Annotated in this window: 14 protein-coding genes; 8 read left to right on the top strand and 6 right to left on the bottom strand. The window is 39.6% G+C overall.

Annotation, left to right across the window (positions count from 1 at the left end):
* Window positions 1-12 precede the first annotated feature (12 nt).
* Together DSM106972_RS18195 and DSM106972_RS18190 are read right to left on the bottom strand one after the other, a co-directional pair.
* A complete protein-coding gene (locus DSM106972_RS18195; protein ID WP_127082027.1) occupies window positions 13-990 on the bottom strand; it encodes a DMT family transporter in 978 nt (325 codons plus the stop codon).
* Between the two features lie 616 nt (window positions 991-1,606).
* A complete protein-coding gene (locus DSM106972_RS18190) occupies window positions 1,607-2,551 on the bottom strand; it encodes a response regulator (RefSeq protein WP_127082026.1) in 945 nt (314 codons plus the stop codon).
* Window positions 2,552-2,955: 404 nt separating this feature from the next.
* Here DSM106972_RS18190 and DSM106972_RS18185 point away from each other — a divergent pair, with 404 nt between their 5' ends.
* From DSM106972_RS18185 to DSM106972_RS18175, 3 genes are all read left to right on the top strand, one after another.
* Window positions 2,956-4,044, top strand: coding sequence for a RuBisCO accumulation factor 1 (locus tag DSM106972_RS18185; RefSeq protein WP_127082025.1), 1,089 nt, complete (start codon window positions 2,956-2,958; stop codon window positions 4,042-4,044).
* 83 nt (window positions 4,045-4,127) lie between these two features.
* Window positions 4,128-4,499, top strand: a complete 372-nt coding sequence (locus DSM106972_RS18180) for a GIY-YIG nuclease family protein (protein WP_127082024.1) — start codon at window positions 4,128-4,130, stop codon at window positions 4,497-4,499.
* A gap of 5 nt (window positions 4,500-4,504) precedes the next feature.
* Window positions 4,505-4,756, top strand: a complete 252-nt coding sequence (locus DSM106972_RS18175; RefSeq protein WP_127082023.1) for a hypothetical protein — start codon at window positions 4,505-4,507, stop codon at window positions 4,754-4,756.
* 236 nt (window positions 4,757-4,992) lie between these two features.
* On the opposite strand, the gene DSM106972_RS18170 is transcribed toward DSM106972_RS18175, so the two are convergent.
* Complete coding sequence (locus tag DSM106972_RS18170) at window positions 4,993-6,624, bottom strand: glycosyltransferase family 39 protein (protein ID WP_127082022.1); 1,632 nt, start codon at window positions 6,622-6,624, stop codon at window positions 4,993-4,995.
* A gap of 126 nt (window positions 6,625-6,750) precedes the next feature.
* Between DSM106972_RS18170 and DSM106972_RS18165 the strand changes: the two genes are divergently transcribed.
* Complete coding sequence (locus tag DSM106972_RS18165) at window positions 6,751-9,129, top strand: ATP-dependent helicase (protein WP_127082021.1); 2,379 nt, start codon at window positions 6,751-6,753, stop codon at window positions 9,127-9,129.
* A gap of 43 nt (window positions 9,130-9,172) precedes the next feature.
* Here DSM106972_RS18165 and DSM106972_RS18160 read toward each other — a convergent pair whose 3' ends face one another.
* Entirely contained in the window at window positions 9,173-10,765 is a 1,593-nt protein-coding gene (locus DSM106972_RS18160; protein ID WP_145837571.1) for a hybrid sensor histidine kinase/response regulator, read from the bottom strand.
* Window positions 10,766-11,254: 489 nt separating this feature from the next.
* Here DSM106972_RS18160 and rpmI point away from each other — a divergent pair, with 489 nt between their 5' ends.
* The 4 genes from rpmI to DSM106972_RS18140 all read left to right on the top strand — a co-directional run bounded on the left by rpmI (window position 11,255) and on the right by DSM106972_RS18140 (window position 13,374).
* Window positions 11,255-11,452 carry a 50S ribosomal protein L35 gene (rpmI, locus tag DSM106972_RS18155; protein WP_127082019.1) on the top strand — a complete coding sequence of 66 codons (198 nt, stop codon included), beginning with the start codon at window positions 11,255-11,257 and terminating at the stop codon, window positions 11,450-11,452.
* 43 nt (window positions 11,453-11,495) lie between these two features.
* A complete protein-coding gene (rplT, locus tag DSM106972_RS18150; protein WP_019491212.1) occupies window positions 11,496-11,852 on the top strand; it encodes a 50S ribosomal protein L20 in 357 nt (118 codons plus the stop codon).
* Between the two features lie 133 nt (window positions 11,853-11,985).
* The gene (locus tag DSM106972_RS18145) at window positions 11,986-12,819 is read left to right on the top strand and encodes a transporter substrate-binding domain-containing protein (RefSeq protein ID WP_127082226.1); all 834 of its coding nucleotides are present in this window, start codon (window positions 11,986-11,988) and stop codon (window positions 12,817-12,819) included.
* A 30-nt stretch (window positions 12,820-12,849) separates the two neighbouring features.
* On the top strand, window positions 12,850-13,374 hold the full coding sequence (locus DSM106972_RS18140; RefSeq protein ID WP_127082018.1) for a tetratricopeptide repeat protein: 525 nt from the start codon (window positions 12,850-12,852) through the stop codon (window positions 13,372-13,374).
* A 21-nt stretch (window positions 13,375-13,395) separates the two neighbouring features.
* Here DSM106972_RS18140 and DSM106972_RS18135 read toward each other — a convergent pair whose 3' ends face one another.
* A complete protein-coding gene (locus DSM106972_RS18135; RefSeq protein ID WP_127082017.1) occupies window positions 13,396-15,042 on the bottom strand; it encodes a N,N-dimethylformamidase beta subunit family domain-containing protein in 1,647 nt (548 codons plus the stop codon).
* A 222-nt stretch (window positions 15,043-15,264) separates the two neighbouring features.
* The gene (locus tag DSM106972_RS18130; protein WP_186538423.1) at window positions 15,265-15,519 is read right to left on the bottom strand and encodes a hypothetical protein; all 255 of its coding nucleotides are present in this window, start codon (window positions 15,517-15,519) and stop codon (window positions 15,265-15,267) included.
* Window positions 15,520-15,580 lie beyond the last annotated feature (61 nt).

Here is a 15,580-nt window from a genome sequence, read left to right as displayed (position 1 = left end):
TCTTTGGTTTCTTTAATGCTTCGCTTCAGGTAACTGAGAAATAAACAGCACGACTACAAGAATAAGTCCACCACCTAAAGTCTGAATTAACGAAAGTCTTTCTCCAAGGGTCACATAAGCAGTTGCAACACCAAATAATGGAATAAGCGTTAGATATAGCGAAGTTACACTCACACCAGATGTTCGTAGTGCGAGTAAATATAGCCAAAACGCCAAACCTTGTCCGACAATACCTGAAATCATTGCTAACAAGACACTTTCAAAATGGAATTGCCCTAAGTTAATGGGGTTTTGACCCATCAACTGCAATATTGTAAGAATTAGTACAAACCAAGCTAGTGCAAACGACTGTTGAAGCGCTACTAAAACTAACGGCGCCACTTTTTTAAGTAAAGGTCGAGCTACAATCGCATATAGTGAAGCGCATACAACCCCAAGCATTACAAGAAAATCCCCAGTTAAAGAATCACCTGTAATATTAGTTATACTTGGAGATGCGACCATCCCAACTCCCACACAAGCAACGAGTGCTAATTTAATAAGTGGTGAACTAATTTTTTCTTTGAGTAAAACCGCTGCTAAGGCAATAGTTATAATTGGTTCGCTAACAGAAATGAGTGTCGCATTACTTGCTGTCGTCAAACTTAAACCAATAGTCGCGAAAATATATGACAAACCCGGTTCTAAAAAACCGATTAAACTCGCACTCCAAGCAACTGATTTTTTTGGTAACTCCACTTTTTGATATAAGACAACTGACCACAAAAAAATAATGCTTGATATACCTTGAATTACCAAAATCATTAAAGGTGATAAATCAACAAGCGATTGCTTCGTCATTGGAACCGTTACACCGAAGCAAGCAGCACATAACACTGCAAGTCCAACCGCTGGAAATTTTGATAGTTTGGTTGATAATGTTGTCGATATAGGTAAAAGCGTAGCTTCCCCAAACGAATCTTTCTTTATAGTTTCTACTAGCTGAGTCATAAAAAATTTTGGTAGTTCGAGACCTTAAGCTAGTGGATAACCACGCGCTTCTTGCAGAAAACCAGAGACAATACAAATGATGTCCCTACTTAGTTTCCACTCATTGGAAAGTTTTCTTTGTCTCTTTTTCTTGATGTGAAGCATAGGATATTACCTACGACTTCAAAAATGCTTGAAACGCTTGCTATTACTTATCGAATTTCTAATTCTTCTTTACACAAATATACTGCTGTATTTTCAATAGCAAGCTTTGTTACAGCTATCTACCAATAGCTATATATCAGGAATTCCTTCTAAAACATCATCAAAGTTATACATAAAATCGCACCTCTACTACTACTGATATAAAATTCTTTGGTAGTAGCTTTCTTGATTGATTACAAGTTTATTTTTTATAGCACTTACACCTACAATACAATAATTAATAACTTTAGTCAAGAAATTTGGTTGAAGAGTAACAATCTTTCTATACAAATAGAGCGTTATATATCTAAATGTAGAGGCGTTATAGAATGTATAGATGTAAATAGATACATACAAATATAAATAATGTAGAGACGTGAAATTTCACGTCTCTACACACGTGGGATTTTTACAATAAAGTGTAAACACTATGTTAGCAACAGCGAGTAGCAGTAAGTGCTATAGCAGCAAGTTGAGCAGAACTATGAATAAGTTTGAGTTCGTCTTCACGTAAAGCAAAGGGTTGTTTCCATTGGAGCGACAGCACAGCAAGAGTTTGACTGCGATAGATAATAGGTACCATTAAATGCGCTTTAACACCATTATCTGAATAGTGTGAAACTGCTGCTAGCTTTTCATCATTACTCACATTTACTGAGACTTGCATTTGACCAGATGCTATTGCCTGCGTAGTTAGTGGGTCAGATCTTAGCCAGTTTTCAACTTTTCCAGCAGTCGAGTAACTTCCTTGTATCGGCGCCAGTTCCCGCGCGTCAATCATTTGTAAAATACAACCATCACAGCCAAAGCTTTCTCCAAATGACCTTGCAAGGGGGTCGAGAATAGAATCAAAGCTCGTTGATAGCTGTGTAACATTGACCAAAGAAGTTAGAAGTGCCATCTGGGCATTAGCACGACGTAATTCTTCTGTACGCTGCTTAAGCAAGTCATAAGTTTCTGCCGCACGTTGAACCACTGCCTTGAGTTCAGTAGGGTCCCACGGTTTGGTGATGTACTTATAAACTTGTCCAGCATTAATTGCTTCTACCAAGTCCTCAATATCGGTAAAACCAGTGAGGATAATACGAACGGTATCAGGAAATTGAGGTACAGTTTTACTAAGAAACTCAGTTCCCTTCATTTCTGGCATTCGCTGGTCAGAGATAATAACAGCTACTTCTCCTTCAGCAGCAAGAACCTCAAGCGCGTTGATACCGCTGTCTGCTTTTAAGACATTAAAGTCTCGTCGAAAAGTACGATAGAGCAAATCGAGATTATCTGGCTCATCGTCAACGACTAAAAGCTTAAGTTTTTTAGGTTTTTCTATCGTCATTAATTGCCTACGGATTTTATCAATTTCAGGAATCGGATTATCCATAAGATAATTCCTTTAATTCTTATTGATATTGTGATATTCAATACCAAGCTTAATTTAAAAAAAGAAGTATTAACTTGTGGAATATCCTGAATTATTTAATTTGAATATCAAACCTTACGTATTTATTTCTAAATGCAGTATCCGTATTTGCAGATTTTGCATAAGATAAAACACGCAAACACACTTACGCTATCAAGTATTTTTTATTTATAACCACAATCATACATGGTCGGCAAGTGTTACATCCCAAATCGCTCTATACGAGCTTCTGTAACAAATTGTGTAGAATCAAGCATTAGTTTTCCCGTAGTTACAGAGCATCATAACTATATGTTGCGTAATCAAGAACAAGTACAAGCGCCTACCGTAGAATATATCTGACTAGTAAAAATGCCCAGCGTTCTATGACCTCCCAACCACAAGATACTCAAAACCCCGGCAATATGAGCTCTGAAGAGAAATCTGAGCTATTGCGAAAACTCAGACAAAAACAAGGTAATTGGGTGGAATGGGGTTCTGCCATTACGCAGTTGCAAAAATCTGGTTACAATCCCCAAACAATTTTTGAAGAAACTGGTTTTGAGCCAGTTCAGCAAAATCAAGTCACAGTTGGCGCCCAAGTTTATTCGTCTATCGAAAAAGTCGGCGCCTCCTCTGAAGTACTATCCCACTTTAGTCAACGTGCCAGCGATGTACTATACGAATTTCGCTTATTGACTCAAGAAGAACGCGCTTCTGCGGGAGAACTTGCCTTTAAACACCAACTTGACTGCGACGAAGCCAGAGAAATTGCGCGAGCAATCAAAGATTATTCTCGCTTCCGTAACCCTCCTGAAGGTTTTACCGCACACCCAGGTGATGCAGTTGCCTATCAATCTTGGAAACTCGCACGTCAATACAGCGACTTACAAGAACGTTCGCGTCTCATAGCTAAAGGACTACGTTTTGCCCACTCACCCCAAGCACGTAAACAAATCGAGCAATTATTAACAGACTTTACAGTAGTAAGTAAACGTCCGGCGCCAACTTTACCTTTTTACCGTCTGGAATCAACAAGCGAGTTAGCACGCATTTTACCCGTAGCAGGTGAAATGCCATTAAAACCCGAAGACTTAAAAGCTGTACCAATAGTTGAAGAAATAGGCGCCTTTCGCATGGTGCGAGTTTCGGGAGAACAAGCATGGATACCACTACCCGGTTGGCAAGTAGTACTAGCCATAGAAGACCCTGTAGTTATTTTATCTAGTACCGAAAGACTACCCAACCAAACCGCGAATTCACCATTAGAACAAGTGGTAGTCGTTATCGACCGTGCCCAACGTCAGTGGGACGATAATAGCTATTTTGTCATCGATAATAATGGTGAACTAGACTTTCAATGGTTTGAAACGGCGCCGGAAGTACCAATATTAGGGAAAATTACGGTTATAGTGCGTGCGAAAAAAGTACTCGACGAGGACTTTAACAAAGACTCCTGGCAAATTGAAGAATAAAACACCCAAAATTGTATTGTGTAGTCTTGTGGAACGGGCATCCTTGCCCGTTCAAGCATAAGCAGAATTGATAGAATAAAAATATGACCGAAGCGGATATTAAGGAGGAAGCCTACAAAATTTTGGAAATCCTCATATCAAAGCCATTCTCACAATGCTACTGTTTAACGAGAGATTTTAAACAATTACCCACATCTCCTGGTATTTATGCTATTAAACATAAAAATGAAGAAATTCTTTATATTGGCAAATCAGGTGCTATAAGAGCGCGATTCAGAAATGGTCATAATGCCTTAACACAAGCTTTTTTCGATAGATTGGATCCAGCAGACTTGAGAATTGCGACTTTTGTTGTAACGAATCGACAAATTCGGCAGCTATCAGAAATAGAATCTTTAATTCTTCAAAAAGTAGATAAACCGAAATATAACAGTAGAATTCCATTAGTAGAGTAACTACCATGCAAGCACAAGATACAACAGCACTAAAAAATATCTTGGACTACCTGCCAGAACGTATAAAGCAGGCAATACAAGAATACTGTCAAGAAACTCAACTTTCTCCTGAATTGGTTATTGAATTGGCTATTGCTCACTTCTTAGATGTTGATTCTGTGACTTTTGATGATTGCCAAATTGAATCACCAGGGGTACTTAGAGAACAAAATAAAATCCTGAAGATTGAGTTAGCTGCTGCTAAAAATAATAGTTAAAATTTGGCACCAATAGAGACCGTATTAATACAGTCTCTACGTATCTCTGTGGTGAATATCTTAAACCTCTCGGATTACCTTAAAAGGGTTATAACTTTATTTTTTAAACAAGCATCAAAATATTTTAAGATGCTACCCTGCGGGAAAACTGCGTTAACGTTCCTCAGCATGACAATTAAGATGCTTCGTTCCTCAGCATGACAAATGTTGAGTATAATAGAATGCACGATAAGTTTTTAATTTCTACACCGATAAAGTTGGTAAGGAATACCAATGCGGTAATATTGCTTCTCATCTTTATTACAACTCAATTGTGAAGAAACATTTATTTGTTGGGGAAAATCGCGTCTTCGCAAACCCGAAGCAACAACCCATAAATTTAAAGGCGCCTTCTGGGTTGGTAACTGTGCTAATTTATCTATAACTGCTTGAAAATTAGGTTTCTTATCAAAGAAGGCTAAATTGTATGGTGTTAAAGAGTTACTTTTGATTTGTTGTAATGCCAACCCAAAGCTTAATCCTAAAGCCACATCCTGATAATCACTGTATCCGACTACTACCATTAATGGAACTGAAGGTTCTTGGTTAAAGTTACGCGCGACTAGTTCCGGTTGGAAAGGTTTTTGAAAAACCAAGTTGAAGTTTAAAAATATACAGCTAACAATGCCAACAACTAAAACAGCAGGAAACGCTTTACCCCTCCCCAGTAAACTCACAGCGAGTAAAGCGCAAAAGCCAGGATAATATACAAAGTTATAACGCGGTACGACGGTAATATCTTTCTGAGTTAGATAAATAATGGCAAAAAATTCTAAGACTACGCAAGCAGTAAAACCCAATAGTGTTAGGGTAGAAAGCTGAGTGTCTGGATTTTTTAAAAGTTGTCTTAATCCTTTTATTGCTTCACAAACAAACCATACTCCGCAAAGCAGCATAAAAACAGCACTAATAGCAGCGTTGACTATTGGTTGTTGTTCTACAGGAAAGGCAATCAGCATTAATAGCCAATTAATTATAGTTTGGTATAAGGGTGCCACATGTTGAGGCGCCTCTAACCAACCAGTTTCAGAACGTTTGGAGTGATGCAGCATTACCATCAACCAAGGAACAAAACTAACTGCAATACCTGTAATAGACAAAATTAATGTCAACCAGATTTGACGGCGCCTGACTTTTTGCCATATTAATAGTGAAACTAACGTAGCTATTTGAGCGACTAAAGCCAGAATACAAAAGTAATGGACGTAGAGACTAATACTATTGACTATTGCCCAACAGCCCCATACCCAAACGCGAATTCTTTGATGACGAAAAATATCCTGCTGAATTTTAACTAGAAAGAGCAGCGCTAAACTAATTAACAGCATTGGCAAAGTGTAATGTCGCGCTTCTTGAGAAAGGTAGACAGCAAATGGAGAAACAGCCATACAAGCTGCTGCAGCTAACCCAGCTTGAGGTGAAAACGCAATTCGGTTTACCCAATAAATCACAAAAACTGTCGCCACACCAAATAAAGCGGGTAGAAATCGCAATTCAGCTATCCAATTTTTTAATGGTTGCCACCACCCCAACCAAGTGTACATAGTGCAGAAAAACAATGGCGGGTGTGTAGATTGCAAAGCGAGATTGGCAGCAATATCATGACAGCTTTTTCCTGATTGATAGCTAAAAATATCTGTTAAGTTTGTTAATGGAAATACCTTATCGAGAGGTAAATCTTTGTAATTTTTACCTAAACTAAAGATAGCGGTGATTACTTCATCCATCCATAGCGGTTTAAAATCTAAATTCCAAAACCGTAGGAAGGCGCCGACTAAAATAACCCCTAGTAAAATTAGATAATGTAAATAAACTTTCTGTTTTATCATTCAGCTTAGTCAAAATGTGCAATGTAACCTTATGTAAGGACGGGTTTAGAAGTTTTTTCAATCACCACGAGGATATTTATAAACCCGCCCCTACGATAATCTATAATCTAAAATTCTAAATTTTATATGTCAGACGCTTATATTACCAATTCAGTGCCGCTAGATACATCCGCACTTAGAAATGCAGCAATTAACAGCATTCGTAATGGTTTGCGCCTGGGGCAGCAGCAAATGGCAGATTGGACATCTGGGAAACTCGCGGTTTCTGCGGTTCCTGGCGCCGGGAAGTCAACCGGGATGGCAGCAGCAGCAGCTATTGCAATTGCGCGTCAGTATGAACAGTCTGCGATTAGTCTTCGCAATACTCGGCGCCAATTAATTGTCGTTACATTTACTCGTTCTGCTGCTGCAAATATTAAAATCAAAATTCGTAATTACCTGCGTGATCAATTATCCTTACCTCAAACTGGATTTGTTGTCAATACACTGCATGGATTAGCGTTAAATATAGCCAGTCGTCACCCCGAACTTTCAAATTTACAGCTTAACGAAGTAACTTTAATAACTCCTAACCAAAGTCATCGTCTCATTCGTAACGCGGTTGAACAGTGGATTGCATATAATCCAGGACGTTACATGCGGTTGCTCGAAGGTATCCAATTTGACGGAGAAGAAACTGAAAGATTGCGGCGCCAGTCTGTATTACGAACCGAAGTATTACCCGAATTAGCAACGACAGTAATTCACGAAGCCAAAAGTTCTGGCATATCTATAGAAAACCTGCAAAACATGAGCAGGTACATAGACGATGAATACAGAATATTAAACGTTGCCGCTGGGTTATACGAACAGTACGAAAATTTAATGAAAGCGCACGACTTTATCGACTACGACGATATGATTTTAGCAGCATTGCGAGTCTTAGATGACCCTCATGCACGACGTATCGAACAAGGTCAAGTATTTGCGGTATTTGAAGACGAAGCGCAAGACTCAAGTCCTTTACAAACGCGACTTTTAGAAATTCTTGCCACAGAACCGCAAGGAGGACAAGTTAATTTAATTCGAGTTGGCGACCCAAATCAAGCCATAAATTCAACCTTTACTCCCGCAGACCCTATATACTTCCGCGAATTTTGTGAAGAATGTGATGGCGCCAATCAACTCGCCACAATGGACCGTGCCGGACGCAGTAGCCGTATTATTATCGAAGCCGCCAACTTTACACTAAATTGGGTCAACAGTTTCTACGGAGCAAAAGCAAATGGGGAAAGTAGAGACCGAATTAATACGGTCTCTAGCCAAAATTTCCCCAGTCCTTTCCGTCCACAAATGATTTGTACTGTTGACCCAGATGACCCACAAACAGATGCAAACCCTCCTCATGTGGGACGTGGGCTAGAAATTTGCAGTCCGCGCGATATTCATCACACTGTTGAATTATTAAGTAAACGTATTGTTGAACTTTTTACCCCAGACCCAACTAAAACGCGCGCTGCGATTTTAGTACGCGAAAACCGTCAAGGTAAATGGCTAGCTGAAGCACTTGTTCAGGTATGTAAAGACAATAATATAATTTTGTATGATGCAGGCGAACGAGATAGACACTCACACGTTCCTGCCGAAATTTTGGCGTTACTACAATTTTGCGACCGTCCTCACTCCCCTGATTTTCTCAAAGCTGCTCTCGATGTTTTGGTAAAGCGTCAGTTAGTCCCAACCCAAGACCTTAATACTCTTGCCGCACAACCAGAAGACTTTTTATATCCGGGTCCACTTGCTCCCGAACAACCTGAACCCGTGCAAAAAGCCGCACGTTTGTGTCGGAGTTTGCTTCAAGCCAAGCTAGCACTACCGTTGTATCAATTAATATCTTTTATTGCTTTAGCGCTCAACTACGACCAAGCCGAACTAGCAACTGCCGATAAACTTTCTGAACGGCTAACACAGCAAATAGCTAGCACTAATTCAATGGGTTCAATGCTGGGTTTTTTAAGCGAAATTGTTAGTTCAGAACGTTTTGAAGCCGTCGAAACCGAAGATGTCGAAGCCCGCTACACCCGTGCAGGACAACTGACTATTATTACCATGCACAAAGCCAAAGGGCTAGATTGGGATTATGTATTTCTACCGTTTCTACACGAAAACTTAATACCAGGAAAATTTTGGATACCACCACAAGGACAATTTTTGGGTAACTATACACTTTCCGAAGTCGCACGCGCTCAAATTCGTGCAGCACTCCACGGAGAAGAAGACATTCCCAGCGTTACCGAAGCTTGGGAACAATCAAAATATCTCAAAACTGCCGAAGAATACCGTTTACTATATGTCGCAATGACGCGCGCAAAGCGTTTACTATGGATGTCCGCTGCCAAAAAGGCGCCCTTTACTTGGAGTAAACCCGAAAATCTACAAGACCAAAACCCATGTCCCGCATTTAATGCATTAAGGCGCCAATTTCCGCAAAGTATTGTAGACCAAGCAGTTTCCTCACGGTCGTAGCACAGGCGTCCCGCCTGTGCAGTTCGGGATGCCTGTGCCACAATTAAGTTTTGAGTAGCTTGGCGATAGCGTTTACTAGTTCTTCTGGGTCGATAGGTTTTGCTAGGTGTAGCTGAAAACCTGCTACCTTGGCTTTTTCTTCATCAGAGTCGCTAGCATATGCTGTTAATGCTATTGCAGGAATTTGATTACATTTATATTCTGATTGAAATGGCGCCATTTCTCGAATTTGACGAATTAGTTTATAACCGTCGGCTTGTGGCATAGCTATATCACTTAAAAGTATATCTGGCTGTACTTGTTCAATAATACTTAATACTTCGGTCACGGAAGATGCAACGGTGACAGTGGCGCCACTTTGTTCGAGTATTAATTGTAATAACTCGCGTGTATCTGCTTCGTCGTCCACAATTATTATCTTGACTCCTAATAGTGAGGTTGAAGAATTACTCGCAGTCGAAATATTAGATTCAGAAAATACTTGTTCCACTTGGTAAGCTGGAAGTATGACTGTGAATATGGCTCCTTGCCCTTCTCCAGCACTGTATACTTGTACTGTACCATGATGCAGTTCGACTAACTGACGGACTATTGCTAAACCAAGTCCTAAACCACCAGATTTTCTAGTTGTACTGTTATCAGCTTGACGAAAGAAATCAAAAACATATGGTAGAAAGTCAGGTGTTATACCTTTACCTGTGTCGCTGACTGTAATTTGAATTTGAGAATTAAGTCGCTCTAATCGAATTGAAACTTTTCCTCTTGTCGGAGTAAATTTTATCGCATTAGAAAGTAAATTGCCTAGAATTTGCTGAATTCTATTTGCATCACCCCAAACAAAGTTAAATGGTGTACTAATATTATTAACGTAATCTATATATATATTCTTCGTTTGTGCTGCTAGTTCTATTGTTTGTATAGCGGATATAATCATCGATGACATATCAACAGCAGCACAGTTTAAATTAATCTTACCGCGTAAAATTCTTGATACATCGAGTAAATCATCTATTAGCTGCGTCTGCAATTTGACGTTCCGCTCTATTGTATCCAAAGCCCGTGCTTCGGCTGCAGCATCCAATTTGCCACTTTTAAGTAACTTTGTCCATCCTAATATCGGGTTGAGGGGAGAACGAATTTCGTGGGAAAGAACTGCAAGAAACTGGTCTTTGAGTAAATTAGCTGTTTCTGCTTCGGTTCTTGCTTGGACTTCCCGCATTAACAACTCTTCACGTTCAACTTCGGCAGCTTTTTGGGCACTAATATCTTGTACGGTTCCTAACATCCGAACTGGTTTGCCATCAGTGTCATATAGTGTACGACCACGCGCTGCAATCCAATGAATGCTACCATCAAGCCAAATAACTCGGTATTGTGTATTGTAATCTTTGTGATTTAATATGGCGCCTTGCGCTGTCTCTAAAACCCGTTCTCGGTCTTCTGGATGTACATTTTCTAGAAAAGTTTTTTCACTTACATCCATACTGTCGAGCGTAAAGCCCAATATGTGCTTACACTGATTTGAGCAGAACGCCATACCCGTCTGTAAATGAAAGTCCCACATTCCTATAGCTGTAACTTCCAGAACAAGTTCCAAACGTGCTTGGTTATTCACATCAATATTCAGTAAGGTCACACATTTCTTATAGAGGGAAGTAAAAGTTTTCAACCGAATCCTGAATGAGTAAAAAGTTACATAGCATGTAAGCTGTTACTTAAATAGCAATTCGGTCAACTCTAAATTCCTCTGCTTTGTAACAGCGGTCAAAGTTCAGCGATTGGCACTTTCATTTGCAATACTCGTAGTTAATAGAAGTTTTGCAAAGTCATAAAGCGTTGTTTGAGTACTTTCACCAACAATGACCCCAAAATAAGAAATATTAGTGAATTAGCCTTAACATTGCTCACAATAATTTACCTTATTTTTAGATCAGATAAAATATAAATCAATTTTTGTTATGAAATTTTTACTTTTGAACACAATTACCTGTTGGGGATGATACAGAGAGATTTTACAAATCAAGAGAAACCTGGTTTCAACAAAGAAACCAGGTTTCTTGAGATTATGCGGTAAAATCGACAAAATCGTAGTAACATATTAGATTGTGTCGTTTTAAAGCCAATTATGCCTAAGCTAAAGACCAGAAAAGCTGCGGCGAAACGGTTCCGCGCAACAGGAAGCGGTAAAATCGTCCGTCGTAAAGCTTTCAAAAACCACCTTCTCGAACACAAATCCTCGAAGAAGAAGCGTAACTTGTCCAAAATGCCAGTTGTGGATGAGCGCGATGCTGAAAACGTGCGTATGATGCTGCCTTATTTGTAAATTCAGATTGTAAATTTTGGAACTCTCAAGGACTATTTAAGTTATGACACGGGTAAAACGCGGTAATGTGGCGCGCAAACGCCGCAAAAAGATTCTCAAGATAGCTAAGGGTTTTCGCGGTTCACACTCAACGCTGTTTAGAACTGCAAACCAGCAGGTTATGAAAGCACTTCGCAGTGCATATCGTGACCGCAAAAAGAAAAAGCGTGATTTTCGCCGTTTGTGGATAACCCGTATTAACGCTGCTGTACGTCAACATGGAATGAGCTACAGCAAGTTTATCGGCGCCCTCAAGAAAGCTAATATCAACCTCAACCGTAAAATGTTGGCGCAAATGGCTGTTCTTGACCCACAAGGTTTTAGCAAAGTAGCTGAAATTGCCGCAAGTCAAGCATCATAAAAGGTAGAAGGACAAAGGTAAAGGTAAAAGACTACCAACAAGGTTTGCTTATCTAGGCTATGATTAATCGACATAGTTCAGATGCACCTTGTATTTTGATTAGAATGCGATTTTCAATCGTGTAGGTATGAAAATGCGGTTTATAGTAATCATATTTTTTACTTTTGCCTTTTGCCTTTTACCTTGTACAAAACCTTGTGGCGCCGCCCAACTCGAAGAAATTCAGCAACGCGGTCATATTAGAATTGCCGTTAAAGATAACCTTCCCCCGTTGGCATTCCGTGATCAAAGTGGTAATTTACAGGGTTTAGAAATAGATTTAGCGCAACGTTTAGCACAAGACTTACTTGGCGCCAGTAAAGCTTCTAAGTTAAAACCAGTTCTAAATCGTGACCGTATTTCTCAGGTTTTAGATAATAAAGTAGATATTGCCATTGCTAGAGTCACAGCTACCCCATCGCGCGCACGTATTGTAAATTTCAGTATTCCTTACTATTTAGATAGCACTGTTTTAGTAACTAAAGACACATCGCTTCAGAGTTTAGATGACTTTAAACAGCTCAAAATAGCTGTTTTAGCAGGCTCAAGTACAATTGCTCCGATAAAATATTTTATACCTAATGCTGATTTAGTTGGCGTAAATTCTTATATCGAGGCTCAAAACCTGCTGGAAAGCAATAAAATTGATGCTTTCGGCGCTGATGCAACAGTTCTTAGCGGTTGGGTGCGACAATATCCCCAGTACCGACTATTAAACGTTAGACTCTCCACAGAACCATTATGTGTAGTTATTGCTAAAGGTTTACAAAACGATAAACTCCGGCGCCAAATTGACATATTAATCGCAAGCTATCAAGAAACAGGATGGTTAACTGAACGCATCAAGTACTGGGGACTTCCACCTTCCAGTATTCTAGATAAAGACGCAAATCGTAGAGACGCGATTAATCGCGTCTCTACGCGATAATAAAAACGAAGATGACGTTTAATAAAAACAATGGATAGTAAATTAGCGGTTTTTTATCTCTCTGTTTTCGTAGCGATACTAGTATTCGCACTGGTTAACGTGGTGCGGCAAATTTTTAAAACTCGTCGAGTTGAAAGCTCGTTCTCGAAACTGCGAACCAAACTCACCAAAGAAAAGGGCACAACGCAAGAGTATTATGAGCTTGCGAGTATTTACTCCGAAAAGAAACTGTACGCACAAGCCATTTCCTTATTTCAAAAAGCTTTAAAGACAGCTGAAGAAGAAGGTGAGGAAATCGTTGCCCCTATATACAACGGACTTGGGTTCGTATACTTTGCTCAAGAACAGTACGACTTAGCGATTCGCCAATACAAAGAAGCAATCAAATTTAAGAGTGATTACGTTGTCGCTTATAACAACCTAGCACATGCTTACGAGCGCAAAAAGCTAACCGCACAAGCGCTAGAAATGTACGAACAAGTACTTAAATATGATGCTAACAACACAGTCGCAAAACGTCGTGCTGAATCTTTACGGCGCCTAGTTTCAGCGTAGTTTGACCCCCCCTACGGGGGATTATTCCTTTTTCTTTATCATTTTTGCTAGTACATTGCGCGTTATTGCTTGTGCGTCTTTACTTAATAGTTGAGGACGCAGTTGTGGTGCGTTGAAATTATCTAAACCCCAACTCCATTGAATGGAACCTGTGGCAAATACGGTTGCTCCTGAATCGGTTGTATAAGTTGTCATATCTGAATATTTGGTTCTGCCGCTGTGACGGTAAGGTGTATGAGCTATACGGATAGTATTTGGCGGCGCCGATTTAAACATTTTATCTACTTCGTAACCTAATAAGCCTGTTAGCCGCATTTCTTTTTTATCTGGATATAAAAAGGCTAATAACTTATTTGATGCTTGGTTGGCAGTTTGACTTAATTGTGTATCAGCAAGAAACCACTGTGGCGCCGTGTTTGGTACTACAATATCGGCGTTTACTTGAAACGTGTCGTACATAACTCCAATTAATGCATCTTCTGGACGGTTAATTGGTTTCTGGCGCCATTTTGTTGTGACAAGATAATCATTATTTGTGTCTCTATCGCGCGCAAATGGGTCTAACGCTTCACCTTCTTTGTAACCAACTATCACCCGGTTAAGGTCTCGACCGATACGACTTGCCTCAAACCGTATTTGCCAGTAACATGTGTTCGCTGAGAAAAACCCTAAACTTACACCTGCATCACGTGCTGCTTCAACGTTGTCCCGCATTTTCCAAGACCAGTATTCATCGTGTCCTACTGATAAAAATGCTTTGTGTAGTAACAACGCCGGTTTACCACTCAATTCATCTAAACGATTTTCGTGAGTATCTATATTAGTAGAGTAGGTGACATCATAACCATTTTTTTCTAACCAGCGCACCATGTTATACTCCCAACCGGCATTATAGGTTCGACGTTTGGGTTGAACGTTGGTTAAAAATTCTCCAGCACCCACACCGTATCCAGCAGCTTTATTTGGACTAGCTGCATAAGGACGGTTAAAAGAAACTTTCGACGCTTGTTTACCTCTACTGTTCCAACGATACAGCGACATTCCACCCCAGTTGTTATATGCTTGGTACGTTGTTACACTCGATTGAAATAATATATCTGATGGGCGCCCATCATCGCGAACGACAAAAATAATATAGCTTTGTTTACCACTTCGACTTCCTGTTAACTTCGCTAAATAAAACCCACTTGCCCATTGCGAGGGGTCATCAATATTATTTGGTATCTTTAATATATATGGGTCTTTCCAATCACATTCAATTAACCCTGTTGCCTCATCAATAATTGGTGCTGGCTGTTTTACGGCTTTACGAAATACTGCGGGTGCTACCTGGCGTCCACCTTTACCGCCATACCAACCCATACGGTAAAGTTCAATTGTGTAAGCTGGGTCTTTAGTTTTGACAAACAGCTTGATTTCATCACCACGATTGACGCTAGTTAATGAAGCATACCCTTCAATTTCATGATTTATCGCGGGTTTCCTCAATTGCCAGTCAGAAGTCCCAGGTTTGATATTTTCGATTTGAATCGGATTATTCTTAAGAGTTGTAGGTGGTAAATCGATTGCAAATACTGGCGCCTGAATAAAAAACAAGGCTGTAATAATAGGCAGTAATCTTACAATCAATAACCCGTAAATAGCTTGTATTTGTGTTCCAAGTATCATTTGCTTTGACTTGTGGCACTATGAATTCTAAATAGATTGTGTCACTTAGTTCAAAACTTTGGAACTTAACATGTAATGCTGTATACGTTTGTTAGGGTAATTTTATTTGTAAAACCTAATATATATATCGTGGATAGCAAACGATATATAAGATACATAAATTTAAACAATGCACCGAAGAAAAGCTACCCACTCACCTGAAAGAATAATCAAATTCTCTACTCAGCGCGATGCCGCCAAATCACGTATTAAAACCAAACGCGAATCTATGTAAATACTTAACGCCGTAATTTCTTCGGTACTGAGTATTCCGTTGTATTGAAGTTGTCTGAGTAGCTGCTGTACGAGTTCCGTATCGCTAAAACCCAGAAGGATGTTAGTTTGAGTATCTTCGACCACTGACCAAAATTGGCGTAGCAACGAAGAGTTGATAGGACATACCCGCATTGCATTAGCCTTTGTAATTGTTTGTAGCATTGCAGTGCTTCCGTAAACCTTAAAACAATCTTAAGTTATTAAGATGGAATCGTCTGTAATA

Origin of the sequence: Dulcicalothrix desertica PCC 7102, from assembly GCF_003991905.1 — a bacterium.
Lineage (GTDB): Bacteria > Cyanobacteriota > Cyanobacteriia > Cyanobacteriales > Nostocaceae > Dulcicalothrix > Dulcicalothrix desertica.
Note: the sequence above shows the minus strand (reverse complement) of the source record. Positions and strands in the feature narration are given on the sequence as shown.